Genomic DNA, 26,520 nt, shown 5'->3' on the forward strand with positions numbered 1-26,520 from the left:
TAAATCGGGCGCTTTACAAATGAAGTCCGGCATGGTACCTTATTTCTATAATTTTAGAAATTACGATGGATAAGGCGGTGAGCAAGCGATGGTCCAGGACAACGAGGAAGTCAAACAAGCGGTGAAAGTATACAAAGCACTCGGCGAACCGACCCGCATCAAGATCGCGATGCTGCTCACGGAAGAAAAGACGCTTTGTTGCTCGGACATCAGCAGCAAGCTCGAATCGGTCGCAGGCTCCACGCTGTCGCATCACCTGAAGCAGTTGACGGAGAGCGGCCTGCTCCAGCTCCGCAAGGACGGCACCTACATTTACTACAGCGTCAACAAGGACATCGCGCGCAAGTACGCGCCCTACCTGCTGGGTTAGCCGGGATCCGGCACGGCAGGATGCTTTTCGCCTTTTATTTCGATAAATTTAGAAATATAAAAACTTAAGGGAGCTGGGTAGCATGAGTAACGCTTGGAAAATCTATATGTTGGCCATCGTAAGTTTCCTCGTCGGCACGTCTGAATTCATCATCGCGGGCATCCTGGACCAAGTCGCCGCCGATATCGGCGTCTCGCTCGCGGCAGCCGGGCAATTGATCACCGTTTATTCGCTGGCCTATGCCTTCGGCACGCCCTTCTTGATGGCCGCGACGGCCAAGGTCGACCGCAAACGCCTTATGATCTATTCGCTCGCCGTGTTCGTGGTCGGCAATTTCGCCGCGCTCGCCTTTACCGGCTACGGCTTCCTGATCGCGTCCCGCGTCATCCTGGCGCTCAGCAGCGGGGTGTTCGTCGTGACGGCGCTCACGGTCGCCGCCAAGCTCGCCGCGCCTGAAAAGCAAGGCAGCGCGATCGCCACGCTCGTCATGGGCTTCAGCACCGCGCTGATCGTCGGCGTCCCGCTGGGAAGACTCATCTCCTCGCTTTATAACTGGCAGCTGGTCTTCGGTGCCATCGGACTCCTCGGGGTGCTCGGCATCGCGCTGGTCGCCTATACGATTCCGCGGACGGAGAGCGAACGCCCGATTCCGCTGCGCGACCAGGTCCGGCTGCTGGCGAATCCGAAGATCGCCGTCGCGCTGCTCATCACGCTGTTCTGGATCGGCGGCTATTCCATCACCTACACGTATATCTCTCCGTTCCTGCTCGACATTACCGGACTGAGCGAACGGTGGGTCAGCGTCGGCTTGTTCGCGCTCGGCGTCGCGAGCCTGATCGGCTCCAAGCTCGGCGGCTTCAGCACCGACAAGTGGGGCTTCCGCCGCACGCTCGTAGGCGGCATGGCGCTTCACGCGATCATCCTCGTCCTCCTCTCGCTGCTGGCTCATTCGCCCGCTTTCGTCATTCCGCTGCTCATGCTCTGGGCGTTCGCGGCTTGGTCTTCGGGCCCGACGCAGCAGTACCATCTCATCACGCTGGCGCCGGAAGCCTCCAGCATCATGCTGAGCCTGAACAGCTCCGTGCTGCAGCTGGCCATGGCTGCCGGCGCCGGGATCGGCGGCGTCATCGTCGAGCAGTCGTCGCTCGCCGCGGTCAGTTGGATCGGCGCGGCCGGCGTCGCCGTCGCGGCGCTTGTCGCAGCCTCGGCCTTCGGCTACTTCAGGCCGGCTTCGGCGGCCCTCCGCAGGAAGGAAGCGGAGCTGGCGGCGAAGCTAGGAGCGCAGGATTTGGGCTAATAACAAAAAGCTGAAGCGAAGCCTAAACAACCAAAGGGGACGAAGCAGAGGAATTACCCGCTTCGTCCCCTTTGCATTGTTGGTCGCGACCACTTACTTGAACGGATTATAGACAACGGCAGTATATTACACCGTCGGCTCGGCGTTCTCCTGCAGGCCTCGGAAGGGGTGCATTGGCAGATGAGATAGCGCGTGTTATGATGATACATATCGTATCATATTCAAGGAGCGTCCGACGATGTCCGTGAAGATCAGTGTAGCCGTACCTACGCACAAGCGTGCGCATTATTTAAAAGAGACGCTGTTGTCCATCTGCGCGCAAACCCGCGTGCCCGACGAGATCGTCGTCAGCGAAGACGGCAGGGACGGGCGCACCTTCGAGACCGTTAAAGAGGTTCGGGCGATGTACCCGAAGATCGCATTCAAGCATATCGCCAGCATTTCGGACGACGTTCGGATCGGCCAACTGAAAAACAGGCAACAGGCATTTCGCGCGACTTCCGGCGACTTCGTGGCGATGCTCGACGACGACGACGTCTGGGAGCCGCAATTTTTAGCGTCGGCTGAGGCGGCGCTGCTCTCTCATCCGGCATGCGCGTTCGTGTCGAGCAACCATTATTTCATGGATGATTCGGGGCGAAGGCTCATTCAGCAGAGCCGGGATTTTGCCGAGTATTGCGGGAGATCCGCGATGAGCAGCCGGCCCTACGAGGATGTGCTGTCCCGCACGCTTATCAACAATGCTTGCGTTTTTTCGCTGCAGGTCAGCTTATTCCGAAGAGGCGAGCTCGAACGTGTCGGATTTTTCCAACCGAGCGGCGGTCTGGTACCGGACTATATGCTGATGCTGGCGCTTGGCGCACGAGGGCTCAGCGGCTATTTTCTAACCGATTATCTGGGTTCTTGCCGAGTCCATTCCGGGCAGCAGACCGCGAAGCGGCTGGAAAACGTGAAGAGCAAGTTCGAGGGGCTCGCCTACATGATTCATCTATTCGGCGAACGTCTGACTTCGGAGCAGCGCCGGCTGCTCGTGAAAAAATATCAGCAGACCGTGCTGGAATATTCGATCGCGCTCGCTCATGCCAAGCAGCGGTCGGCGGCGCTGCAGATGATGACCCGGACGTTCAACCGCTTCGGCTCGGCGCTGCCTTCCCCTAAGCGTCTAGCGGTGCTCTTGGCGCTGCTGCTCGGCGTCCGAAAGCTGCGGCACTAAGCCGTATTGCGCGCCAAAGAGCCGAGGCCCTCAAGCCTCGGCTTTTCGATGCGTTCGCGCATGCCGCTCCCGCTGATTATCGCCGCGTATTCGGCGTGCTGAACAGATCTTCATTTTCTACGGCTGGGTGGCCGGAGCGATCCAGCTCCGCCCGTTCCTTGCGCACGGTCTCGGATACATGCTCGGTATCCTGCACGACCCGCTTGCCGATCGAGATCTCTTCGGTCGCGACCGGCCGCTTGGTCACTTCCACGCGCTCCTCGCTGACCGGAATGCGAATCGTCTCGTCTTTCCCGATCGCCGCGCCGTCCGTCGTCTCGCCCTGAACCGCGTGGCGTTCTATGACGACTTCTTCGCGCTGGACGGGAACCTCGATCGTTTGCCGTTCCTCGATGACGTCCTTATGCACGGACACCTCGCCGGTACGGACGCGCTCCTTGTCCACGTTGAGCCGCTCCTCATGCAGTCTGAGCGTATCGGCTTCCTTCAGGTCCTTCGCGTCCTTAACGTCCGCGGCGGACGAAGTCGATGGGCCCGATGCGGCGCTCACCAGATCGTCGCGGGATTCGCCATCCAGGTTCGCGTAGGTATCTGCGTTGAGCGAACCATAGCGGCGGAATATATCGTATACGCGGCTTTGGCGAGACATGTCTGCATCCACGATCACGAGCAGCTTGTGATCGTTGACATACTCGTTGTACCGCTCCGCCTCTTCTTTCGGAATGCCGAGGCCGATCAAGCCGCCCACGAGACCGCCCGCTCCGGCGCCGACCGCCGCGCCGGAGAGCGTCGCCGCGATCGGACCGGCAGCCAATAGCGGACCGATGCCCGGCACGGCCAACAGTCCAAGGCCTGCGAGCAGTCCCGTCACGCCGCCGATCACGCCGCCCGTGGCAGCACCGGTCGCGATGCCTTGAGGCGCCTTCGTGCCCGTCTCTTCGTGGATGTCTTTTAGTTCCTTTTTATTTTTACTGACGACCGAGATCTGATCCGAGCTGTAGCCGAGCGCCTTCAAGTCCTCAATCGCAGAGATAACCGCTTGCTCCGAATCAAAAACGCCTACGACATGCCGAGACTCGCTGTTGTTCAGATGATTAGTCATTATCCCCAGCCTCCTGATCGATAAAGTTGTGTTTGATTCGTTCACAACCTCTATTTAACCGATCTCAGGCATTATAAAATTAAAAATGGCGCCTTTAGAATGAGAAGAAGATGAACAATTCCTAACGCAATTTTTTGTTTCAGACGGAATTCATCCTTTTCTTTTCACAAGGCGATAGAGGAAATAAACGATCAGAACCGATGCCGTCATCACGATGACCTGGGCGAATGCCGCCGACCCGCTGAACGTCAACTCACCTTCCCTCCCCTATCGGACTCATCAATGAAGTCTTTAATCGTCCGATCCAACTTTTCCTTTTCCGATCCGCGAATGTTGTGGCCGCTCTCGTTGAATTGTTCGATTCGTAGATCGCGGAAATGTCGTTTAAAAGCCAGCAGTTCTTCGTCGGGTATCAACGCATCCGTCAGCATTCCTCTCATGACAAGCACGGGTTTTTCGTACGAAAATCCAAGTTGAATGGCGGTCGATTCCCTTTTGGATGCCATGCACGGCCTCCGCGCGAATATTCGATGTCAACCGGTTCGTGGGGATTAAGTAGTCGTCGATGTACGACTTGGCCCATTCGGCCGTCATCGCTATATGTTCGGCGGGATAGTCCTTCACGATCAATGAAACGACGCGTTCGGGATGTTGCCTTGCATACCCGAGGGCATAAGAGACGCCGCGCGAATAGCCGTATAAGTGGAAATGAGCGAGCTGCAAATGCTGAACAACGGATTCGATGTCCGTCAGGTGATCCTGCAGATCATAGCCGGCGAGCGGCGTATCGCTGAGGCCTCTTCCTCTAAATGAAAGAACGATCGTTCTTCTAGGCAGCATTTCGACCATAAAGTCCTCGTATTCCTCCGCCGTCTCCGATAGCCCAGGGGAGATGAGGACGGGTACTAACGAAGCGTCCGATTCGTAGAGAGAATCCAGATAATGAATGCGTACGCCGCCTAAATCCGAAGTCCCCGATATAAACGCCATGGACATCCTCCCATTCTTCTTTCAGTTTGAACGGTCTGCTTCATGCTCGGTCCCCGCATTTTCGCTTTTTAATCGGTGCTCTCCTTATAAATCTCCAGCAGCCGGTAATTCGTACATAGAGGTTCGCGCTCCTCTGTCGAGAGGGCTTGAATCATTGCCTTTGGGCTACGAATGTGATCCAGGTGCCTCTGAACTCGATTTCATTGCCGTATTTGTTTTCATGGATTTTTTTGCGGGAGCTGTCTTTCGATCACGATTTCCCAACTTTCATATAGCTCCTTCAAAAGCGCAAAGGTCTCGTCCGTTTTCATATTAAGTTCGATCAACCCATCTTGGGTTTCGCCGGTCTCTATCCAATACTCTTGGACCCCGGTACTCATCAGAATGGCATTAATGCCGTTTTCCTTTGTCCCTTGGATCATTTGTGTTACGACTGCTTTAAACGCATCAACGGACGAGACATGCTCCAAGCATGAACAAGCGACGATATAATCAAAATAATTGTCTTGAATCGCATATCCTTCGGCATCGGCCGTCTCTGCTCGAATCTGATGCTGAACCTGATACGTTCGGGCATTCTCAAGCAAATAATGGATGGCGGACGGCAGCAAATCAACGCAGGTGATCATACCGTTAAAAGCTTTCGTTTTTTGGGCTAGCGGAATGCTGTTTCTTCCGACACCGCATCCCAAATCGAGCATCCGAATGTCTTGAAGGTTTAAACGTTCAAGCATGTCAATCACGATTTTCACGGGTTTCGACAACCACGTTCCAGGTTCAAAGAGCATATGCTCCGCATAAAATTTTTCGTGATAGTTCATTTCCTCGGTTCGCGCATTTTGGAACTTATTCATTCAAGGCACCTGATTGAGCGGTTTTATGCACTCTACTCGGTTTCCAAAAGGATCTCTGAACTCGAATCGTTCAAATCCTTCAATCGGCACCGATTCAAAAATTTCAATCCCGTTTTCCCTTAATACGGCTTCAATTGCGTTTAAGTCCTCTACTTCATAGGCTAAATGCGCCTTGGTTAAAAGACGATCCACCCCGTTCTCCGTTCCGATATGCAATTGTTGATCGCCAACTTCGACCCAGAACCCGCCTCTGCCGAGCAACGATTCAGGTTTTTTTAAACTCCTTCAGTTCTAATACGCCGCAATAGAATGCCTTTGCCTCTTCTTCTTGACCTGTAGGTATCGTAATTTGTGCATGGTGAAAACGAGTAATCATGAAGCTCCCTCCATTCCTTGATTAACGACGATCGCAAACCGATTTCCGTACTCAGCATTCGTCCTGAATAAGTTGAAAATTCTAAGGTTATCCCCATTTTCTTGTTACTTGCACGAACTGTGTCCCTTCAAATACAGACTCGTAAATATCCGGCATTGTCGTTGACGCCCAAAAATCAAAATCATATTCTCTATTAAAATGGTTCAAGATCAAAGTCAAAATATCTCCGTGCGTCCCAAGCACGATCCTTTTTCCGGCGTACTGAACCAGAATTTGTTCGATCTGATTTACCGCTCTTTTTTTGAGCCGCATGGCTTGATTCCCCGTCTTCGAATGCAAAGCTAAAATTGCCGTAAACCTTTCGCTTCGCTTCATTAAACGTGCAATCCCCGATGTTTCCTATCTTTCTTTCTCTCAAATCTTCATAGAGAACAATGCTCTTTTTTACACCGATCGGCTAAAGGTTTTATCGTTTGAATTGCTCTTTCGTACGGGCTAGAAATAAAAAAGATCGATCGCATGCTTATGTAAAAGGGTTAAGATTTTAGCGGCTTCTATTTTCCCTTTGTCGGACAAACCGCGCGCTCGTTCCATACCTTCCATAAAAGGCGATTCTGCATGTCTTACGAAATAAATGACCGTTTGGATGGCAATCCCTGCTCCCATCATTTTTGCAATCATTCATGATTAAGAACGAAGAAAATTCTGAATAACATCATGATCCCAGACTTGTGCTTCGATATAACGCTCGGGCCCTTGCGTCCCGTCATGATTCCATTCCTGGGGCCAACCGTATTGCTCAATGATTATTTGAATTTCGGAAAGCGTATAAACATTCCCTCTGTATGGCCTGTCATCTTTAAATCTCATCGTTGGAAAAAGATCTCCGTAAGTAAAACTAAGCGTATTCGGATTGAACGCATCTAAAGGTATTTTCAGCGCGTTGCCTTCGTTGTACCATCCTTTTAGCCAATCGCACGGCCCCAACGTCATATAATGAGGATACTTGTTCGAAGGTTTGCCGCCCTTCTGAATAAAGCAAGTCCGGGCCCGCATCTCTAATTCATATCTGATTTGCAAATAGTCTTCAGCTCTTTTGCTCGCAAAAACAGTGTTTTCTTCCTTTAAGTCAGTCATGATGCGCCGAGCTTCCAAAAGCGTGAGAGCCGACAAGTTTTTGAACGGACCCTTTTTTTGCCTCATAATAATGATATAGATCGAGCTGCCGCATATTTAACGCCGGTTGTGAATTCATTCTTTATCATATTCAGACATCGTCATGGAAAGTCGCTCCTTCCCTTAAACGCGTGACGTAGTCAAATCCATTTTCCATGGCTTTAATTTGAAGACGCTCTTCAAGCTAATGATAGAAAAAGAGACAAAAAATCTCGAATATTTCTCGCTATAAGCTTGACTGAATTCTCAAAGCACATCGGTTGGATAAACAAAATTGGCGCGTATTCTAAGTCGGAGATTGTTCCGTTAGCGGTACTGAAAGCAAAATGATCGCCATCAACGCCCGTAAAAGCAAATACTTTGGCATCGTCAGGCGTACAATCGTATTTCATACCTTCTTCACGCCGGACCATCATTCCCATGCAATCTTCCAGACTAGAGTCGAAATGCGTTTTGAGCTCATTATCAAGTTCGAGCAAAGCAGTTAAAGTTTGAGCGTTCAATTTATTTTCCATAAACAATCCTTCCATATCTAGATTGCCATCTTCAGCTTGCATAGGGGGCAGGTGCCAATCATTTCAGACGTTCGTCTCATCCGCAAATTCAATACAAAAGGGCTGCGTCTCAGCCTTTAAACAGCGTTCGATTCTTTCTCTAAAATTTTTCCAAGTCACCATTCCCAACGCTTGTTCAATTGGAAAAAAAACCCGAATCTAGGCTTTCCTCCGTTCGAATCAATTCCCCGCTAATAGGCTTGGCTAAAAATAAAGTATTACAGATGGAATTCCCCACGTTCTGAAAGATTCCGCAAAACTTGATGATTTCGATGTCTATTCCCGATTCTTCCTGCGTTTCCCGAATGGCAGCCTGACTTAAAGGCTCGCCGACTTCCACTTGTCCGCCTGGCATTTCCCAGCCTCTTCTCGGACCTTTAATGAGCAAGAGTTCGTTTTTATCGTTGATCAAAATAGCAGCTGCGGAAACGATATGTTTTGGCGGACTCATTTTCTATCACCTTTCACTTCGATTAACCAATCCTTGGTCCTTCCTTTTCATGCTAAATGTCTGAGATTAAATCTCAACCACGTAGTAACCAAAAGCGTTAATTACTTTTGTATTTTTATATTGATGAATCCTTTCATTTCTCCCATAGTTTAAGTGCTGATGTCCATGTAACAACAACTTTGGTTCATGCTCATCCATAAAATCTCTAAAACAAAGAAATCCTTTATGGCATATGTCATCACCATCTCCAAGCCGATACGCTGGAGCGTGCGTAACCAAAACATCGATGCTTTTGCTTAGCCAAAGACGAGGCTTTAATTTAGCGATTCTCCAATTCATCTGTCTTTCAGAATATTGATGCTCGCCAGGACTATATCTGTGACTGCCCCCTAGTCCCATGAATCGAAAACCTTTATAAGAAACGATTTTATCTTCAATGCACTGACAGCCTTCAGGAGGATTCACTTTATAATCAGCATCATGATTGCCATGAATATAAAATAATGGAGCATGGATGACGCTTACGAGGAAGGATAAATATTCAGCCTTTAAATCTCCGCAAGAAATCACTAATTCGATATCTTTAAATTTTTTCACATCAAAATGATCCCATAAATACTTTGATTCCTCATCGGAGACAACTAATACTTTCATGTAAACTCCTCCAGGGAGCTATTAGTGAAGTAACGTGTAAAATAAATATACCACTACACCTAAATATTGGTAGTGGTATTTGTTCTATCCTTTAATTTCGTTATCATTAAAATGCGGTCTGCCAGGCATATACTCAAGAACAAGACTGTCCTCTTCATTATAAAAAACCGTTACTTCTTCTATCCGTCTGTGCTGGATGATAGCACATATACATTTCTTTTCTTTTTTCTTTGATCATAGAACGAATAAACCAAATAAACTAAACTCATGTTATTGTATAAAATAAATGAATTCTTCCATTCTCTATAGCTACCGATCGCGATATGACCTGTTTGAATTAAAAAAGATCTTCTTGTTCGATCGAACTATACTTATATAGACTAGAGCACCCCCGGTTAAGAGCAGTGCCACCGCAACAGGCAATGAATATAAATCACTGTTCAGAGACAAGAACAGTACGACGATCAGCAGGCTCATTTTTGTAAATCTTGTGCCTAACCGAATTTTATATTTGAGCGCTTTAGACAGAGGTCTCAATCTATGATCCCCTAACTTAACATCGTGTTTTTCATTCAAACCCAAAATATCCCGTTCTCATCCACTGCTTTTAATTGCGCTTCAAAGTTCGTATCCGGTTCGATATCATCGATAGAATGCCATTTTTCCTTGCTGTCTTTCCAGTAAACTTTCCATAGACCATTCTCAAACCTGAATTGAGCGATCGGATATTCTATCCGATGCCCTGGCATGTAGGCAGGCTTCTCGCCCGGCCCGAGTCTTTCGGGTAACAATATCATTTCATTTGAGCCCTTCATTCGTAAAGGTTATTTCGACGCCATTCATCAATCTTTTGAAATCACCATGATAAAACGGCATGCATTCATCCGCCTTCTCCACATCAACCCATTTAATTTCCAAGATTTCTTCCGGTCGTTGAACTTCCAATTGTCCACCGACGATCTCAGCCCTAAAAATAAAAAACATCGCATGATTTCCCGACTTTTTAAACTTGCATTCACTGACTGCAACGATTCCGAAAACATTCACATCCAAGCCGGTTTCTTCTTTTACCTCTCTGATCGCGTCTTGCTCTAACGTCTCGTCCTGTTCGACGGCACCACCGGGAAGCGACCAGCTTGAATTTCCCGCGTTATTAACGATAAGGACTTTTGATTTTAAAGGATCCGTTATTAAACAATAAACGACATCGACTCTTTTCATAGCACACAGCCTTTCAAGATAAAGTTACGGCGTGATATGGGTCTTCATTTTCTTCTTAATCAATCGAATTTGGCCTCTGTGATTGATTTCGTCTTCAAAAACATGAAACCACATAAAATAGTGATTCGCTTGTTTGCCATACCAGAATGGCTCTTGCTGATGCAGCCAATCATCTTCGACCGTTTTAAATAACTCGAACGTCCTTGCTCTCACTTCATTTAGCTTATCTACATAATAATTCAGATCATTCCCCCGAATGGCTTGCCGTCCTTCTTCTCCAAGGTTCAAGGCCGCGCCCCAAACCAACATTTCATCCTCGTTCAAATCTCTCTTTTTTGAACGTTTCCAATTGATAGGCGAATTCGACCGCCGCAAAATGAAGCAACAGCGCACCGATGGAGTTGCTCTCAGAATCCATTAAATAATCCAGCTGTTCTGTCGTTAGATTTTTTGAGGCTTCAAGGGTCGTATACCTCGCATAGTTCATCATGGACAGCAGTCGACCAATCTGGGGCGTATAACCTGGAATGTCTGTAATAAGATAAATGTTGTCCATGTTCATTATGTTATTCCTCCGTGTTATTAAAATTGGTGTGTCGCCTGATCCCGCTTCTACCGAAATCCGTCTGGCAGACCGAAGGCCGGCGAAGACCGCCGGTGCGTGAATATAATGTTAGAAGATTTCCTCTCTTCTCGAATACTTTTACTTCCCGCTTCTCGTTTTTGACTCAATTTAAAAGTCATTTTCTTTTAAAAGTTTTTTTGAATTTGATCAAGCTTGTTTATTGCCCATCCAGAGAAAAATGAAATTTGTAATGAAATTAAAATCCCTATATTTAGTAATGTTCCCTCATCATCTGAAGGTTGTAAAATCCAGCCCAAAAGAAAAAATAAAATGATTGATATGATTATGGAGACTAAAAAGTAACCAATCGTTTTTGATTTCATTATTCCCCTCCGCCCTTGCTTTAATTTCTGCTAACGTTCCCGTATTCACGACGCCGAGAGGTTTGAGGTCACGAAGTGACCCGGTCCGACTGGACTTAGCCTCGTAGCTGTGCCCGCCTGATCCCAATTCCCCGAAATTCATCTAGCGGACCGAGGGGCGGCGGAGACGACCCGAAGCGTGAATATTATGTTAGATGATGTCACCCACTTCCTCGACAGGACACTATAGATTTTATTAATAACATTTAAACCCAGCTTGAATACTAAGCTGGGTTTAAAAAATATACTTTCAACTTTCTATTATTGCAAAACATGAATTTATCTTTTCTTATTATGATAGTGATATCCTGTACAAAGCCCTTTTTGTTTCGATTTTGCAGAGCAATTGTGTCCGCCATTCTTATCCGTTCGTCCAGAGTGTGCATAAGCAGATGAAGAAGTTCCAATTAACACGACAACAGCTATTAGAAATACTAATATCTTCTTCATATATAAATCTCCCTGAATTCACCCTATGCTTTAGGGTTTGATATTTCCAACCATCATTATACATTAAATATAATAAATTGAAAATTGAGATTGGGGGGATTTTTGGGTGGTTTCATCTAACATTACCGTATTCACGACGCCGAGAGGCTTAAGGTCACGCAGTGACCGGCTGCGCGACAGCAATGTTAGCCTCGCAGGTGTGTCCGCCTGAGCCCGCTTCCTCGAAATCCATCTGGCGGACCGAGGGGGCCGGCGAAGAGGGCCCGATGCGTGAATACATTGTTATATGTAGTACCGGCCTTCTTCGAGTTATCCTCATAAAAAATAAATAAAGACACCAAGGTTTCTATACCTGATGTCTGATTATCCAGTCTTCTATATCCTGTTCTTTGTATCTTCCTTCTGCCGTTCCCAGACCTAATTGAACTAATTCATCTTGGCTATAAGAGACCTTTAAACCGTTGATCCGTAATAACAACAGCATAACTGCAACTCCAATTCGCTTATTCCCATCAACAAAACCATGGTTTTTAATAAGTGAATAGGTAATAACCGATATCTTTCTTGTTAATCCCGGATAAAGCTCTTGTCTATCAAATGTTATTTCTGCTTTGCCAAGAGCACTTTCCAATACACTTCGTTCCCTTACTCCTGCCGACCCTCCAGTACTTTCGATAATCTTATGATGAAAATGAAGGAGTTGGTCAAAAGTGATGGTTATCATTTTGCCAACTCCCTAAGCGCTTCTATGTTTTCGTTAATAATATCATCCATGACGTTCTCGATTTTAGAATTATTTTTCGATTTTAGAAATTCCACGAAGTCAATGACTTCGATTTGTTTTTCTTGGGGTAGTGACAAAAAGTCTTGGATCAATTTTTCTTCAAGACTCATTTAATCGCCTCCATTTCTTTACTTCTCAGTATACACCAAATATCAAAAGCACTTAACATCGTCATTGAATGACCTTAAAATAAGCTTTGCCCGTATTACATATAACGTTTCCGTATTCACGACGCCGAGAGGCTTAAGGAACGTAGGTCCGGCTGCGCGACAGTGCAGTTAGCCTCGCAGGTGTGTCCGCCTGATTCCGCTCCCCTCGAATTCCATCTGGCGGACCGAGGAGCCAAAGGCTCCGAAGCGTGAATACATTGTTAGATGAAGTTATTGCCTTCCCGTTTTGCTCACAGAGTTTTTGTCCCATCTTTCAATGATTGGATAAATCAGGCCACTAAAAGTACCCGGTATAAGGACGAAGACGAACATCCATCTAATATCAAGCCATAAGACAAATAATACTATCAAACCTACTACAAAACTAAGAGATCCTAAAAGAATCGACGACATATATATTTCAGCCTTACTACTTATTTTTTTTAAAATCATATCTTTCAAATAACTTAAAGGCAGTATAAAAACTAAATTATAGATCCAAATTAGTCCTGTAATTCCTAAAATCATTAATATAACGTTACTGACTTTCATAGAATTTGAACTGAAATACAATATGCTACTTACCAGTAACGAACAGAAAAAAGCCGCGGTAAGACAATTAGTTATCTTGTCATAAAATTTTTCCATTTCGCTCCTTAAAATTACTCTGCAATAATTTCATCTAACGTTACCGTATTCACGATGCCGAGAGGCTTAAGGACCGAAGGTCCGGCTGCGCCCCAGCGCAGTTAGCCTCGCAGGTGTGTCCGCCTGATCCCGCTTCCCTGATCTCCATCTGGCGGACCGAGGGTCGGGAAATCCGGCCCGAAGCGTGAATACATTGTTAGCTGATGTCTCCGACTACTTCGAGATACTTCAATAACGATTTTCTGTTCTTAATTCAAGTTCTTGATTCAAGTTCTTGATTCAAGTTCTTAATTCAAGTTTTTATTTCAAGCTCTTAATTCAGGCTTTTAAATTCAGGCTCTCGATTCAAGCTCTTAATTCAAACTCTTAATATTATTCTATTTCCAGCCATTTAGTTTGGCATTCATAAATACAACTAGTCTTGCAAGGACTGGAAATATACAAATCGCTAGAATTCCACTGAAAATAATCATCTTATTAAGAATAAACCAGAAAAATGTCATCCCTACACAGACAATCCAACCAAAACTAAAAAAAGATAATAAAAAAAGCGAGGACGTTTAGATTCATACTTATAGTAACCAAATAGTCTAAGCACATGCTTCATTGTATCCCTCATCTATCTACTCTTATCGGAGATTTCAGCTAACGTTCCCGTATTCACGACGCCGAGAGGCTTAAGGTCGCAAAGCGACCGGGTCCGACAGGACTTAGCCTCGCAGGTGTGTCCGCCTGATTCCACTTCCCCGAAATCCATCTGGCGGACCAAGGAGCCGCAGGCTCCGATGCGTGAATACATTGTTAGGTGATGCCAGTGCCTTCCCGAATATGCTAATCACATTTCATGTGTTTAATAAAGTTAGCAGGTATTCTTCTATTGGCATTATTTGACCATGGTCATCATCTACATAAATGCCTCTAATAAAGTTGTCTTGACTCAACACTTTCTTCATCAGTTCTTCCGAAGTATAGATCATCATTATGAATCTAGGGTTTTGAAATGGAATTTTCTTTATATCTTCAAGTTTATAATCATTAATAATGCTTTCAGAAAAATCATAAATGATATGTTCTTTACCGTAATCAACTGCGAATCTATTATCCAAAATACTCGAGACTGTATTAACTCCAAAGTGTTTAATCTTATGTATAGAAGTGAGATCTAAAGACTCATCGCCAATTAGGATAATCCATTGCATGTTCAACCCAACCTCATATTAAAATGTAAATAACAAGGAAAACTACATCCAGAAAATTATTACCACAAGGTCTTGCTCTGGTTTCACCTAACGTTCTTGTATTCACGAACCCGAGAGGCTTAAGGCGACGAAGTCGCCGGGTGGCTCCGCCACTTAGCCTCGCAGGGTTGTCCGCCTGAATCCGCTTCCTCGAAATGCCTCGGGCGGACCGAGCGGCCGCAAGGCTGCGATGCGTGAATACGGTGTTATATGTTGTCGGGGCCTTCCTGAATTTACTTTCAAAATGCTCTTCCGATGTGTTTTCGATTTTTAATGTCTCTTCGACCTTAAAACAAATATACCGTGAATATGGTGTTATATGCTGTCGCGGCTACTTCGAGATTACATTCAAATTGGTTATTGATTGAACATCTTCCTAAAACTTATGAGAACCAAAAAATACAAAATAAATATTATTATACTTAACACTATGTAGCTCTCAAGCGTGAAATTAATCCAAGTAGCAGTTACTTGTGACTCAGTTGTATTGGTCGTAGCAATTTCCATACCTCCAAATACTATCCTCTGGTTTAATGGTTTCTCATGCTCCCTAGTAAGTAATTTTAATAATAGAAAGGGTAATACCAAAGACAATCCCGAAGCCCATAGGAAATGAAGTAACTTATGATATTTTTTTATCGATTTCAGTTTTTTTAGTCTCTTTCATGCATTTCCCCCCGATTACATATAACGTTTCCGTATTCACGACGCCGAGAGGCTTAAGGCAGCGAATGCTGCCGGGTCCGAAGGACTTAGCCTCGCAGGTGTGTCCGCCTGAATCTGCTTCCCGAATTCCATCTGGCGGACCGAGGGGCCGAAGGCCCCGAAGCGTGAATACATTGTTAGATGATGTATCTGCCTTCTTCGAGTTACCTAAAATTGTGGCCGTGACATTTTTTGAATTTTACTCCTGACCCACACGGACACAATTCATTCCGTTTATATTTTTCTACGCTTTTAGTCGGCTGAATCCCTCCAACATTAGCTGTTACCCCTGAAATAAAAACTCCTTCAGAACTACCAATCAAGGGAGTACGAACTGCTTTATAAGGAAAAATTGTTCTCCATACCTCATGAGCAATTTGTCTAATGGCTGGAAGTTCTGGCTTCACTATTGGTCTATATTCATCTTGAAATCCAATAAACCATTTTAAAGAGTTATTTCTAGACAGTTCAGCAAAAGTTGCTTCAATACTTGGATCAACATGAGCCCCACCATCTTGATTTGCTACACTTATTATAATATCCTTTCTTGAAAATCCTTTGTTCTTTAAATCTCTAAAGATAACTTCATTCCACCATTCATCAAATGATATCCATCTCTTTACTTGAGCTTCATCAAGCATGGGGACGCACTGTGAAGTCTTATTCTCAAATAAAACAACTCCAATCAATCCAGCATAACTTAGAAAATTAGCGGGATCATTTGGCACTGCTGTACTTAAAAATTTGTGATCTAACATGTTCAACTGTTTCATTAATGAATGTGAGTTCCTAGTTTCATGAAACAATAATCGTATTGTAACGGCCATGCGTTTCGCCTCAATAATTAACCCTGCATCATAAGAATCTATTGACGACTCTAATAGAATTAATTGCTCATTCAGATGATTATTTAGTTCATCATCACTTTGTCGTATCTTCAAAGTTTCGCCCTCTCTTTTAATTAATCTGCAGATATATCATCTAACGTTCCCGTATTCACGACGCCGAGAGGCTTAAGGTCACGTAGTGACCGGCTGCGCGCCAGCGCAGTTAGCCTCGCAGGTGTGTCCGCCTGGTCCCGCTTCCCCCGAATTCCATCTGGCGGACCGAGGGGCGACGAAGTCGTCCCGAAGCGTGAATACATTGTTAGACGAAGCTCTTGACATCATTGAATCAACTTTCCCATTGGCTATTTAATTCCTCAATTATTATTCTAATGATTTCATCTATATATAAAGAGCCATCAATAACTAAGTCCGAATCAGGTTTTATTCTTTTTTAGCATACTTTCATAACCCATTCTTCCTACATATAAATAATTCTTTAAATCTTCTATTATTAATTCCGTTTTCGTATCTCTGAAATCTCTAATTAACCTTCTTGCCATTGCAATATCTAAAGGAGTATCTATAAAAAATGTCAAGTCAATAGATTTCAAATCATTATGGAGTCTTGAAAATGGATAATCTAAAAATATGTACTTCACTTGATTGGAATTTATCATATTGTTTACATCAGTTACTATTTGATGGATGTCCCACTCGTTACAATCCGCTCCTCGTTCTACCCAATCTATGATATCTCTTGGCCCTTTGAGATCATAATCATCGAAATAAATAGCTTTGGAATTGCTTATTTCTTGATTCAATCTTGAAGTTATTGTAGTTTTGCCTCCTCCAGAGACCGCTGCTATAGATATAATCTTGGCTTTTAAAGTAATTGTTTTATCCTCCCTGCATGACTGATTAACAAGCTTTCAAGAGTTTCGTCTAACGTTACCGTATTCACGACGCCGAGAGGCTTAAGGACCGAAGGTCCGGCTGCGCGTCAGCGCAGTTAGCCTCGCAGGTGTGTCCGCCTGATTCCGCTTCCCCGAATTCCATCTGGCGGACCGAGGGGCCGCAGGCCCCGAAGCGTGAATACATTGTTATACGACGGATCCCTGAGCTACTTACATTCATTTTGACTGCATTTCATGTTTGTATAGTACGGCCTAAATCCAGCCTTTTCCCAAAATTGTTTTCCTCTTGGGTTTGATTCTAAGACATCTATTATCATGCTTTTAACTTCTGTAAAACGCTCTTGTTTTAAAAGAGCTATTCCCTTAAGGCCATAACCTCTATTTCGTTCTTCTCTCTTTATAAAGTATTGTCTTATGTAGACTTCCTTTTTTTGTGTCATCAAATGAATTCATTTGAAATTTATATACTGCATATCCTACGATCTTTTCCTGGAAGACTAACAAATCGGCATCCCATCCATGACTTAGCCAATTCAACATTCTATCTTGCAATTGAGTAATATTCATGGGGTTTGTACTGCCTTCATCTTCAATAAGTTGAAAGTTCATTTTAGCAATAATTTCAACATCATTTGTTGTAGCTGATTTTAATGCTAATACCATACAAACCAGTCCTTCTCATGAATGGGTTTAAACAAAGACTTCGATCTGTCGTATAACGTTACCGTATTCACGACGCCGAGAGGCTTAAGGTCGCAAAGCGACCGGGTCCGACAGGACTTAGCCTCGCAGGTGTGTCCGCCTGATTCCGCTTCCCCGAATTCCATCTGGCGGACCGAGGGGCCGAAGGCCCCGAAGCGTGAATACATTGTTATATGAAGTCTGGAGCTTCTTCGAAATACATTCTAATTGTTGTTAAAGTTTTCACTTATGTTGTATATGTTATTTCATTTCAATTTATCCAATGTATCTTTCCAGATGACTTCAAACTCATCTTTAGAGATCTCTATTCCATAAAATTCATTGTTTTTATTTATTTCCGTTAATTTCGGAACTGGCTGTGAACCTAGCGCAGTATCAGCGCATTCAATCTCTTCTGAAGCAAATCCAACTTTATTATTTCTAAAAAACTCAATTTTCCTTATTTCGTACCTCTCACAATCTAATTCAGAGTAGAGAAGTACTGGTTCTTCAACGAACTGATGAAACCAGATTACCTTGATGAACATCTTATCAACTCACCGTATGTTTTATGATGGGTTTAAGCTCTCTCCAGATTTCATATAACGTCTTATCTACGAATGTGACTAAATCTTTCAATTCGGCTGGTTTTGCGTCGTTCGCGAATATAGATTGATCGTCATATTAGCGAAGATGCGTAGAAAATCGTGCCTATTCCATATCCAGCGGACTCTTGATCCGCCGGATATTTTTTACGCTCACATGGGTGTAGCGCTCGGTTGTACGTGAGCTCTGATGACCTAGCAGTTCTTGAATATATCGAAGGTCGATGCCTCCTTCCAGCAGATGCGTAGCGAATGAATGGCGCAGGGCATGAATGCTCACCTTTTTTGTTGATGCCGGATACGGCAAGCGCGTGCTCGAATATTTTTTGGGCGGAACGTTCGGTCAGGTGGCTGGTTTTATTTTGTCCGGGAAAGAGCCACTGGTCCGGCGCATCTTGGCGGATATAGCGTTTGACGATTTCTACGGCGTGATCCGACAAAACCGTGACGCGATCTTTCCTTCCTTTTCCTTGTCTAACTAATAATGTTCTTCGTTCGTAGTCAAAGTCCTGTATTCGGAGTCGCACGACTTCGCCAACCCGCAAGCCCGAAGAATAGGTAAGAAATAATAGCGCTTGATGCTTCAGATTGGTCAAGGCACCGAGCAGCGTTTTCACTTCCTTTTGCGCAAGGACGTTCGGAAGCTTGTTTTCTTTTTTTGGGCCTTATATAGGGAACCGGGTTTTCGATCTGCAACACCTTTTGATCGTAAAACTTGATCGCGCTGATCGCTTGGTTCACATAAGCGTGAGAAAGCTTTTTCTCCAGAAGCGCCAGCATGTATTTTTTAAGACATTCTTGTCGGTTAAGCTTAGGCACGGTGTCGCAATAATCCATATAACGCCCGACATGGCCGCAATAAGCCTGTATTGTTTTTCCGCTATAGCCTCTTATCTGCAACTGCTGCCTCAACTGCTGCTCATACGGTTCTCGTTTGGAATGCCTCATTTTTTGAAAAATATAGCACTCTCCGTATAAATGTTCCTCCAATCGCAAGCGGTCTGGAAATACCTTCGATAGTCTCTCGGCCATAGCAAGTGTATAAGGTACGGTCCAGAGGGAGGCTTGGGGCACTCATCTTCTGCCCGGCAAAGTCTTGATGATATCGATCGTCGCGCGGTCAAACTCGAATTGAAGAGCCAGCGTCATCTCGTCCAGCTTGAAAAGATAAATGTCCATGCAAGCTCCTTCCGCCGCCCGACATGCAAAAGGGACCCCAAAGTCGAATTCGACTTCGCGGTCCCCGATGCTTTCGGCAGACATGTTTTGCGGAAAATATACCATAGCTTCCAACTGGTTTACAAACGGATCCTTTATCGGAACTGACGCTTCCGCCGATAGGCTTTCCAGGCCATGATCGATGCTGCGACGACAAGTACGAAAGCGGATATATATAAGAAAAGATTTAGCGAAGGCAAGGTGCCTCCGTAGGCGCCCCCGCTTAACGCGTCGGCCTCCATTGAAGCCGTACCGAGAATCGCCACGGATTCATCCGCCGATGCCTTTACATTGCCGCTGCACAGATTCGTCTGAAGGATCCGCTTGTCGTCGTAATGGGCGAACACGATATACGATTGGTTTTTGCTGAACGAGATTCCGCAAGATTCCGAGCCGCCGCCCAGCGCTTGAATCGTGATTCGTTTCGTCGAGACGCCCTTCCAGGCGCGCTGAACGTCAAAGACATATTCTCTCGTTTCTCCTGATCGAAATAAGCCGGGTAAGCCTTTATGAATTACTTTGCCGACGAAGACGGCTGCGGAGTCGTCCAGTCTCTCCTGTGCATTTTTAACGGCGCAGCTACAGGCGAATGCGCTTTGGGGCGTGAACGTGAAAAGGCCGATCGCCACAAAGCTCAAAAGCAGCAAAATGGAGATGTATCGCTTCATCAGGCGCCTCCTTTGCCTACCGACATGAATACCTTTGTTATATCACATTTAACAAATTACGGAAACAAAAGCGTTTGTCTGGGCGGTCGATCGAAAACGCAAAAAAAAGAGCGACCCGCGTTAGGCGGATCGCTCTTGGTTGAGGCGAAAATACGTGTTCTACCGTCTACCTGTCGTACGGCTGCGTCGCCATTGCCTGTAAAGCGTGGCCGCGCCGAAGCATACGGCAAGGCTGATCGCGCCGCCTGTCAGATCGACGAGCACGTCTTGATACGTCGGCGTGCGAGCCGCGGAATAGCGCTGGTTCCACTCGTCGAGGATCGCGACGAGCCCGACGACCGCCAGCGATAGCGCGGCTGTGGACAACGGACGCAGGCGGAACAGGCGCAGTACAAGCGCGGTCACGGCCGCAAGCACGCCATAGACAAATAAATGAGCACCTTTCCGAAACGCGAATTCGATCATGCCGTACGGATTGATGTCGCGGCGGTACTCCTTACCGTCGTAATGGATATCCACGCCCGGCAGCAGTCGCTCGGCCGTCTCGTACGACAAAGTACGATTCAGCAGCGGCTGGATCGTCTGCTTGCTGTAGGGCTGCGAAGACAGCTTGAATATAACCACGACCACGCAGCACAAGAGGACAAGCGCTACGAGACGCCTCCAGCTGATTTTGTAGGTCATGATGCCTTTCCCCTTTCTGCGGCTAAACCTGCCCCGCTTCTGCCAACCTGCCCAGCAGATCGCCGCGGGCTTCCAGATATTTCATCAAAGCGGCGACGGATTCGGTCGCCGGCGCCTGCTGCGTATCGATCGTCAGCTCCGGCCGCTCGGGGACGTCGTACGGCGCGCCGATGCCCGTGAAGCTTGGGATCTGTCCGCTTCGCGCTTTTTTGTACAGCCCCTTCGGATCCCTGCGTTCGCACTCCTCGAGCGAACAGCGGACATAGATCTCCGCGAAGTCGCCTTCCTCGAACAAATCCCTGACCATCCGGCGGTCCTCGCCGCTTGGAGAGACAAGCGCCGCGATCACCACGGTTCCCGCTTCGACGAAAAGCTTGGATACCTCGCCTACTCTGCGCAGATTTTCCCGCCGGTCGGCCTCCGAGAATCCGAGGTCGCGGCAAAGTCCATGACGGACGTTGTCGCCGTCCAAGACGAAGCAGCCTATGCCGCGGGCATGCAGCTCCCGCTCCAAGGCGAAAGCGAGCGTCGACTTGCCCGATCCCGGCAGCCCCGTGAGCCAGAGCACGCGGCCGGGATGCCCCTTTTTGCGCTCCCGGTCAGCGCGCGAGATGCCGTAGCGCTGCCAGGTTACCTGGCCGACCGGCGCATCTCCCCGCCCTTCTGCCGTGCCAGCCGCGCCGTCTTCCGCGATCGTCTCGTTCACTCGCATTCTTATCCCTCCCATAGTTGCCCGCAATTCCTTTTGCGAGCGATTATCTTGCGCCTGCCGGCCATTCGACGACGCCTTCGGCCGACGTACCGTCCAGTGCGCTTACTCGACCGTCTTCCCGCACGATAGCCTCTCCCTGCTCTATGACGACGACTTGATCCGCTCCCCGGATCGTCGACAGCCGGTGCGCGATCACGATGATCGTCATCTTTCCTTTGAGTCGGTCGATCGCTTCTTGGATGCGAGCCTCATTGTCGGTATCGAGCGCGCTTGTCGCTTCGTCCAGCACGAGGATCGACGGCTTCCTGAGGATCGCCCGCGCCAGCACGAGCCGCTGACGTTCGCCGCCCGACAACCGGACGCCGCGGTCGCCGACGACCGTGTCCAGCCCTTCGGGCAAGCGCCTGACGAATTCCTCCGAGGCCGAGAAACGCAGCGCCTCCCACAGCTCCGCCTCCCTTGCGTCCGGCCGCACGGCCAGCAGATTGTCCCGGATGCTCTCGTGGAACAAAAACGGCTCCTGCGCAACGTAGCTTACCGCATGGCGTAACGCAAGCCGCCGCTCTCCCGTTACCGGCAAGCCGTCGATAAGCACCGATCCGCGCTCGGGCTCGAGCAGGCCCATCAGCAGGTCGACGAGCGTGCTCTTGCCTGCGCCCGACTTGCCGACGATGGCCGTCGTCTTGCCCGCCGGAATTCGAAGGCACACGTCCCGCAGCGCGTATTCGGCATCCGCGTCGCCCCCGTACTTGAAGTAGACGTGCCGGCACTCGATCCCCGCCTTGACGTCCAGACCCTCCGCGCGTGCGCCGGTTTCGTCGGCGCCCGATTCGCGGGCATCGGCGCATTCGCGCTCAAGCTCGCGCAGGCTGCGAAACGCCGGAATCGCGGAGCCAATCTGCTCCGCGTTCGATTGGATCTGGGCGAAGCGGGGCCACAGCCGGGCGAACAGCACGACGATGAGCAGGAGCTCGCCCGCGCCGACGTGCAGCGCCTCGACGGCCAGGTAGACGAACAAGGCGATCAGCGCCGCGGAGGAAATCTTGTACAAGCTCGACGTCGTCGCCTGCAGCCGCGCGAAGGCGATGAAGTTGGCCTCCATCCGTCCGGTCAGTCCGCGGAACCAGCCTAGATACGAATCTTCCAAGCGGTTGCTCTTTATGTCTTTGATGCCGTTGAAATGATCGGTCAAACCGGCATAATATTGCTGCGACAGCTCGCTCGTCCGGTTGCCGACCTCCTTGGCGCGCCGAATCTTGCGGCGCATGACGACCGCGATCGCGGCGCCGCTAACGAGCACAACCGCCGTCAGCTTCGCCGACAGCCAGAAAGCGATCCCGATCTGGATGACGGTAAACGCGACCGACGAAGCGAGCTGCAGGAACAGGTACGTCGCCTGGCTGACCCGCGCCAGTTCGGAGGTGAGCAGGTGATGAAAGTCGGATCGCCGGCGCCGCAGGAAAAAGATCCAGTCGGACCGCATCAGCGACGCATAAAGCGTGAGGCGCAAATGCCGGATAAAGCCCTGCTGCAGCCGGGTGCCGCGGATGCTCTGGGCCCGCTGGAGCAGAGACTGCAGCGTCATGATGAGCACATAGGCGGCCAGCAGGACGGGCAGCGCAAGGTTCGCAGGCAGCTCGCGCAGCGCGGCCAGCGTTTCGCCGGCAAACGGGAGACTGCCGGTGCCTCCCGCGCCGTCTCCGATCAGGCCGAGGAGTCCGAGCATCGGCGCGAGCATGTAGATGCCGATGCCGTCGAACAGGCCGAGCGCGACCATCGCGGCGAGCTGGGCGTACAGCCGCATGCCGCCGTAGCTTCGCAGCCGATTCAAGTAAAACCGCAGTTCGTTCATCGCCTCACCCCGCCCTCAAGTCTCCTGACGTACCTGCCTCCACAGCCAGACGAACGGCCGCAGCGGAAAATAAAGAAAATACAAAGAGCGCGGCAGCGGCAGCGCTTTGGTGTCCCTGAAGCTGGGGTACAGCCGGCTGACCGCGTAGCCCCATTTTTGCCGCGTCGTCTTGAGCTCGAACAAATACCGCTTGTACGTTCGCGACACTTCGCCGGCGCTGGGGTCGGTCGTCAGCACGACGGTATCGCGGATGAACCCGAGCGCGCGATCCGCCAGCGCGGGACCGCGTCCTCTGGCGAGCATGCGGCCGATCTCGTTCGGAATCGGCGTACGCAGCAGGCCCGAGGCGAGCACGAGCGCCTGGCCCGCCTGATCGAGCGCGCGATACCGCCGCAGCAGCGGCATAATCGCGCTCCAGTCCAGGCCGCGCCCGACCATGCGGTCGATATCGGCAAGCCAACGCAGCCGGAACCAGCCGTGACGCGCGCCGTGCGTGACGAGATACATGAACAGATGCGCGTCGCCCGGCATGAAGATCGCGTCCGACAGCGCGCACGCTTGCCGGTCCCGCCAAAGCGCCTCGAACGACGGCTCCTTGCCGTTTTCGCCGTTCAGACGCCAATGCACCTCAACCTGGATGCCCGTATTCGGATTCGTAAAGGAGACATGATGGATTTTCCATCTCCAGTCGCCGAGTCCGCGCGGTATCTCTTCGTCGGCCCGGTAGCCCAGCTCGAGCAGCAGACGCTCCGCCTGCTCCAGGTCGCCGACGGGAATCAGGATATCCAGGTCCTTGGACGTCCGCAGCGAGATGTCCCCGTACAGCTGCCGGGCGAGCGCTGGACCTTTGAGCGACAGCGAACGCACGCCCCGCTCTCCCAGCGACCTGCACACCCGGTCCAATTCGCCGCTCAGCCGAAGCATGCGCCAAGTATTTTGCCGGCAATCGCCGCCCAGGGCTTGCAGGACATCGGACGGAATCAAGCCGGTGCCGTCCCGGTCCCCGCGGATCTGCGGATAGACCCGATGATGGCGGACCAGCTTCACGAATTGATTCCAATCGATGTTCGGCAACGGAGGCGATTGCTGCGCCTTCTCCTGATGCGCCTTCTCCTGCTGCGCCATCTCCTCCTGCGCGGCATCGCTACGCATCGCCGCGAGCATCGCGGTCAGCTCCTGGGGAAAAGCGGTCGTATTAAGCTCGTAAGTTTGATTCATGCCTCGCACCTTCTATCTTTTCAGTCGAATAGTCCGTGCCGAATACAGCCACCGTCGTGAACAAACGCATCTCCCCGGCGCCCGTCAGATAGACCGGGCCGCTGCGGAGCCAGGCATGCGCGATAAGATTGCCTTGCTTGTCCTTGGCCGTGCCGAGATACAGCGTGCTGTCCATGCTCCGCCGTTCCAGCATTTTTTTTGGCCGCGAGCGCCTGAACGAGACATTGGCTCTCCCAGAACGTATGGCGGCTCATGACTCGAACCGCCTCCGAGATGCTGCGAACCACGCGCTCGGCGTTCAGATCGTGCACATGCGGCGACTCCGTCATCGGCCGGCCGAGCTTCGGCGCGAGCCGGTTGAAAGGCAGCGCCTTCAGGATTCGCGCCCAAGCCAGGTACAAGAAGGCCTCCAGCATGAGCCGCCGGCGCGCGGCGGGCCATGCCATGAACTTTACGAGGCCGCGCATCAGGACGGACGCACCTCGATCAGCGACTCCCGGTACATTTGCCGAAGAAAAGCCAGCGCCTCCCGCTCGCACGTCGCCCGTTCGACCTCGTATTCCGAGGCAAGCGTATCGACCAACCGGCCGATGTCGATGGGCTCGGCGATAAGATCCCAGATGCGGCCCCCGACGGCGCCAAGGTTGTAGTACTTGCCCGAGCGGGTGCTGAACATCACCTTCTCGCCGTTCATGTCGCTTGCCATGTTGCCCTCTGCCCTTACGACGATCTGTTCGGTATCGTGACCTTCCTTCAAACCTGCTTCGATCATATCGTTATGCCTCCCTTGTCGAATTGGATCATGATCTCGGCGAGCTCGCGCGCCGTAAATCCTTCGGACGGCCTAGACAGCCGGCCGACCGCGATGCCGGACGCGATGCCGGATGCAACCCGGAAATGCCAATCTACGAGACCGAGCCGGGGAACCAAAGCCTGCCGGTACGTATGCTGCAGCATGACGCGAAGCCGCTCGAGCACCGGCAGCGCGCATACGCCGACCCGTTCGCCGTCCGACCGCCCGAGTTCGAACACGCCCGCCAGCGGCACGGGGTCCGAACCGAAGTCCTTAGAGACCGGTACGGCGAACTTCTCGGTCTCCCTATAGATGGTGCGATACGGAGAGGCATGCATCCCGAGTCCGTCCAGGCTTTCCCGCCACAGCTTCTGCTGCGGATAAGCCGGCATGACCAACGGCTTGCCGTCTGCGCCGGCCGTGACCGCTACGACATCGTCGCTCAGAAGACGATGCCCCTTGCCGACGAGCGCGGCGGCGAGCGTCGACTTGCCCGCGCCCGAATCGCCGACGAAGGCGTACGCTTTGCCGCCGATGACGACCGCGCTGCCATGCAGCGGCAGCAGTCCGCGGAGCAAGAGCAGCGCGCCGAAGCAAGTGCCGAGCAGGTAGACGCGCACCTTCTCCGGATCAGCGCCGGGCAGCGGCGCGACCGTGATATGCCGGCCTTCGTCGATGCAGTAGACGGCCGTCTCGGGAATGAGGAAAAGAAAACGGCTGCCTTCGCGCGTCAGCGAAAAGTTGCTGCCGCTCGCTTCGAGCTCCTCCCTGAGCGGAACCGGATCGGCCGTGACGATCGTGACGTCCGCGCCGCCTGCCGTGCGACCGGCGCCTGCCGGCGGCAATTCGGGCAGCGGAATCGCGCTCGCCATGTCGAGGCCGAACGCCCTGTAAACCGTCGTCGTCGCCGTTCGTTCGGCCAAAGCCGCATCGATCATCGTAATCGCTCCTTTTTTTCGAATGGGATGTCTATTTCTACCGCTAAAGCGGATATGGCCAAAGGGAAAGGAATTGCGTACATATTCGGACCGCTAACTGCGGATGTATCCTGAAACGATCGCTCTTAAGTTCATGCCTGAGCCGCTAACGGCGGATGTATCCTCGATTTGTAAAACGACGTGCGCGCTTG

At 49.7% G+C, this 26,520-nt stretch carries 30 protein-coding genes and 6 pseudogenes; 3 read left to right on the forward strand and 33 right to left on the reverse strand.

Annotation, left to right across the window (positions count from 1 at the left end):
* Window positions 1-88: 88 nt before the first annotated feature.
* The 3 genes from OMP38_RS11505 to OMP38_RS11515 all read left to right on the forward strand — a co-directional run bounded on the left by OMP38_RS11505 (window position 89) and on the right by OMP38_RS11515 (window position 2,880).
* A complete protein-coding gene (locus OMP38_RS11505; RefSeq protein WP_277565305.1) occupies window positions 89-370 on the forward strand; it encodes an ArsR/SmtB family transcription factor in 282 nt (93 codons plus the stop codon).
* Window positions 371-452: 82 nt separating this feature from the next.
* Window positions 453-1,667, forward strand: coding sequence for an MFS transporter (locus OMP38_RS11510; protein WP_277565306.1), 1,215 nt, complete (start codon window positions 453-455; stop codon window positions 1,665-1,667).
* 238 nt (window positions 1,668-1,905) lie between these two features.
* Complete coding sequence (locus OMP38_RS11515; RefSeq protein WP_277565307.1) at window positions 1,906-2,880, forward strand: glycosyltransferase family 2 protein; 975 nt, start codon at window positions 1,906-1,908, stop codon at window positions 2,878-2,880.
* 76 nt (window positions 2,881-2,956) lie between these two features.
* Here OMP38_RS11515 and OMP38_RS11520 read toward each other — a convergent pair whose 3' ends face one another.
* From OMP38_RS11520 to OMP38_RS11675, 33 genes and pseudogenes are all read right to left on the reverse strand, one after another.
* Window positions 2,957-3,982: a YsnF/AvaK domain-containing protein gene (locus tag OMP38_RS11520; RefSeq protein WP_277565308.1), complete on the reverse strand. Its 1,026-nt coding sequence runs from the start codon at window positions 3,980-3,982 to the stop codon at window positions 2,957-2,959.
* A 384-nt stretch (window positions 3,983-4,366) separates the two neighbouring features.
* Window positions 4,367-4,972, reverse strand: coding sequence for an alpha/beta fold hydrolase (locus tag OMP38_RS11525; RefSeq protein ID WP_277565309.1), 606 nt, complete (start codon window positions 4,970-4,972; stop codon window positions 4,367-4,369).
* A 218-nt stretch (window positions 4,973-5,190) separates the two neighbouring features.
* Window positions 5,191-5,826, reverse strand: a complete 636-nt coding sequence (locus OMP38_RS11530; protein WP_277565310.1) for a class I SAM-dependent methyltransferase — start codon at window positions 5,824-5,826, stop codon at window positions 5,191-5,193.
* A pseudogene (locus OMP38_RS11535) lies at window positions 5,827-6,202 on the reverse strand (VOC family protein).
* 87 nt (window positions 6,203-6,289) lie between these two features.
* The gene (locus OMP38_RS11540; RefSeq protein WP_277565311.1) at window positions 6,290-6,577 is read right to left on the reverse strand and encodes a histidine phosphatase family protein; all 288 of its coding nucleotides are present in this window, start codon (window positions 6,575-6,577) and stop codon (window positions 6,290-6,292) included.
* Between the two features lie 312 nt (window positions 6,578-6,889).
* Window positions 6,890-7,339, reverse strand: coding sequence for a hypothetical protein (locus tag OMP38_RS11545; protein ID WP_277565312.1), 450 nt, complete (start codon window positions 7,337-7,339; stop codon window positions 6,890-6,892).
* Between the two features lie 218 nt (window positions 7,340-7,557).
* On the reverse strand, window positions 7,558-7,893 hold the full coding sequence (locus tag OMP38_RS11550; RefSeq protein WP_277565313.1) for a hypothetical protein: 336 nt from the start codon (window positions 7,891-7,893) through the stop codon (window positions 7,558-7,560).
* A gap of 63 nt (window positions 7,894-7,956) precedes the next feature.
* A pseudogene (locus OMP38_RS11555) lies at window positions 7,957-8,383 on the reverse strand (NUDIX hydrolase).
* A 66-nt stretch (window positions 8,384-8,449) separates the two neighbouring features.
* Entirely contained in the window at window positions 8,450-9,037 is a 588-nt protein-coding gene (locus OMP38_RS11560) for a metallophosphoesterase family protein (protein WP_277565314.1), read from the reverse strand.
* Between the two features lie 572 nt (window positions 9,038-9,609).
* A complete protein-coding gene (locus OMP38_RS11565; RefSeq protein ID WP_277565315.1) occupies window positions 9,610-9,786 on the reverse strand; it encodes a DUF3024 domain-containing protein in 177 nt (58 codons plus the stop codon).
* Between the two features lie 49 nt (window positions 9,787-9,835).
* Window positions 9,836-10,258 (reverse strand): NUDIX hydrolase, encoded by a 423-nt coding sequence (locus tag OMP38_RS11570; protein ID WP_277565316.1) that lies wholly within the window; start codon window positions 10,256-10,258, stop codon window positions 9,836-9,838.
* A 24-nt stretch (window positions 10,259-10,282) separates the two neighbouring features.
* A pseudogene (locus OMP38_RS11575) lies at window positions 10,283-10,814 on the reverse strand (DinB family protein).
* A gap of 194 nt (window positions 10,815-11,008) precedes the next feature.
* Complete coding sequence (locus OMP38_RS11580; protein ID WP_277565317.1) at window positions 11,009-11,206, reverse strand: hypothetical protein; 198 nt, start codon at window positions 11,204-11,206, stop codon at window positions 11,009-11,011.
* Between the two features lie 318 nt (window positions 11,207-11,524).
* Window positions 11,525-11,695 (reverse strand): YHYH domain-containing protein, encoded by a 171-nt coding sequence (locus OMP38_RS11585; protein WP_277565318.1) that lies wholly within the window; start codon window positions 11,693-11,695, stop codon window positions 11,525-11,527.
* A 346-nt stretch (window positions 11,696-12,041) separates the two neighbouring features.
* Complete coding sequence (locus tag OMP38_RS11590; RefSeq protein ID WP_277565319.1) at window positions 12,042-12,419, reverse strand: type II toxin-antitoxin system death-on-curing family toxin; 378 nt, start codon at window positions 12,417-12,419, stop codon at window positions 12,042-12,044.
* Complete coding sequence (locus OMP38_RS11595) at window positions 12,416-12,589, reverse strand: hypothetical protein (RefSeq protein WP_277528271.1); 174 nt, start codon at window positions 12,587-12,589, stop codon at window positions 12,416-12,418. Before OMP38_RS11595 ends, OMP38_RS11590 begins: the two co-directional genes overlap by 4 nt.
* Window positions 12,590-14,118: 1,529 nt before the next feature.
* On the reverse strand, window positions 14,119-14,475 hold the full coding sequence (locus OMP38_RS11600) for a hypothetical protein (RefSeq protein ID WP_277565320.1): 357 nt from the start codon (window positions 14,473-14,475) through the stop codon (window positions 14,119-14,121).
* 908 nt (window positions 14,476-15,383) lie between these two features.
* A complete protein-coding gene (locus OMP38_RS11605) occupies window positions 15,384-16,160 on the reverse strand; it encodes an SEC-C domain-containing protein (protein ID WP_277565321.1) in 777 nt (258 codons plus the stop codon).
* 232 nt (window positions 16,161-16,392) lie between these two features.
* Window positions 16,393-16,939 (reverse strand): annotated as a pseudogene (locus tag OMP38_RS11610) (nucleoside/nucleotide kinase family protein).
* 227 nt (window positions 16,940-17,166) lie between these two features.
* The gene (locus tag OMP38_RS35780) at window positions 17,167-17,400 is read right to left on the reverse strand and encodes a GNAT family N-acetyltransferase (protein WP_420869638.1); all 234 of its coding nucleotides are present in this window, start codon (window positions 17,398-17,400) and stop codon (window positions 17,167-17,169) included.
* The gene (locus OMP38_RS11615) at window positions 17,339-17,623 is read right to left on the reverse strand and encodes a hypothetical protein (protein WP_277565322.1); all 285 of its coding nucleotides are present in this window, start codon (window positions 17,621-17,623) and stop codon (window positions 17,339-17,341) included. The genes OMP38_RS35780 and OMP38_RS11615 overlap by 62 nt, the downstream gene beginning before the upstream one ends.
* A gap of 284 nt (window positions 17,624-17,907) precedes the next feature.
* On the reverse strand, window positions 17,908-18,189 hold the full coding sequence (locus tag OMP38_RS11620; RefSeq protein ID WP_277565323.1) for a DUF6881 domain-containing protein: 282 nt from the start codon (window positions 18,187-18,189) through the stop codon (window positions 17,908-17,910).
* Window positions 18,190-18,352: 163 nt separating this feature from the next.
* On the reverse strand, window positions 18,353-18,526 hold the full coding sequence (locus tag OMP38_RS11625; RefSeq protein ID WP_277565324.1) for a tyrosine-type recombinase/integrase: 174 nt from the start codon (window positions 18,524-18,526) through the stop codon (window positions 18,353-18,355).
* 64 nt (window positions 18,527-18,590) lie between these two features.
* A pseudogene (locus tag OMP38_RS11630) lies at window positions 18,591-18,863 on the reverse strand (tyrosine-type recombinase/integrase); the annotation flags it as partial.
* Entirely contained in the window at window positions 18,748-19,236 is a 489-nt protein-coding gene (locus OMP38_RS11635) for a phage integrase N-terminal SAM-like domain-containing protein (RefSeq protein WP_277565325.1), read from the reverse strand. The pseudogene OMP38_RS11630 and the gene OMP38_RS11635, both read right to left, overlap by 116 nt.
* A 323-nt stretch (window positions 19,237-19,559) precedes the next feature.
* The gene (locus tag OMP38_RS11640; RefSeq protein ID WP_277565326.1) at window positions 19,560-20,132 is read right to left on the reverse strand and encodes a hypothetical protein; all 573 of its coding nucleotides are present in this window, start codon (window positions 20,130-20,132) and stop codon (window positions 19,560-19,562) included.
* A gap of 159 nt (window positions 20,133-20,291) precedes the next feature.
* Window positions 20,292-20,816 carry a VanZ family protein gene (locus OMP38_RS11645; RefSeq protein ID WP_277565327.1) on the reverse strand — a complete coding sequence of 175 codons (525 nt, stop codon included), beginning with the start codon at window positions 20,814-20,816 and terminating at the stop codon, window positions 20,292-20,294.
* A 22-nt stretch (window positions 20,817-20,838) separates the two neighbouring features.
* Window positions 20,839-21,528: an adenylyl-sulfate kinase gene (gene cysC / locus OMP38_RS11650; RefSeq protein WP_277565328.1), complete on the reverse strand. Its 690-nt coding sequence runs from the start codon at window positions 21,526-21,528 to the stop codon at window positions 20,839-20,841.
* Between the two features lie 43 nt (window positions 21,529-21,571).
* Complete coding sequence (locus OMP38_RS11655; RefSeq protein ID WP_277565329.1) at window positions 21,572-23,380, reverse strand: ABC transporter ATP-binding protein; 1,809 nt, start codon at window positions 23,378-23,380, stop codon at window positions 21,572-21,574.
* A 15-nt stretch (window positions 23,381-23,395) separates the two neighbouring features.
* Window positions 23,396-24,598 carry a nucleotidyltransferase domain-containing protein gene (locus OMP38_RS11660; protein WP_277565330.1) on the reverse strand — a complete coding sequence of 401 codons (1,203 nt, stop codon included), beginning with the start codon at window positions 24,596-24,598 and terminating at the stop codon, window positions 23,396-23,398.
* Window positions 24,576-25,065 (reverse strand): annotated as a pseudogene (locus tag OMP38_RS11665) (lasso peptide biosynthesis B2 protein). The gene OMP38_RS11660 and the pseudogene OMP38_RS11665 overlap by 23 nt, the downstream one beginning before the upstream one ends.
* Complete coding sequence (locus tag OMP38_RS11670; RefSeq protein ID WP_277565331.1) at window positions 25,065-25,370, reverse strand: lasso peptide biosynthesis PqqD family chaperone; 306 nt, start codon at window positions 25,368-25,370, stop codon at window positions 25,065-25,067. Before OMP38_RS11670 ends, OMP38_RS11665 begins: the two are co-directional and overlap by 1 nt.
* Window positions 25,367-26,329 carry an HPr kinase/phosphorylase gene (locus tag OMP38_RS11675; RefSeq protein WP_277565332.1) on the reverse strand — a complete coding sequence of 321 codons (963 nt, stop codon included), beginning with the start codon at window positions 26,327-26,329 and terminating at the stop codon, window positions 25,367-25,369. The genes OMP38_RS11670 and OMP38_RS11675 overlap by 4 nt, the downstream gene beginning before the upstream one ends.
* Window positions 26,330-26,520 lie beyond the last annotated feature (191 nt).

The organism is Cohnella ginsengisoli, from assembly GCF_029525555.1.
Lineage (GTDB): Bacteria > Bacillota > Bacilli > Paenibacillales > Paenibacillaceae > Cohnella > Cohnella ginsengisoli.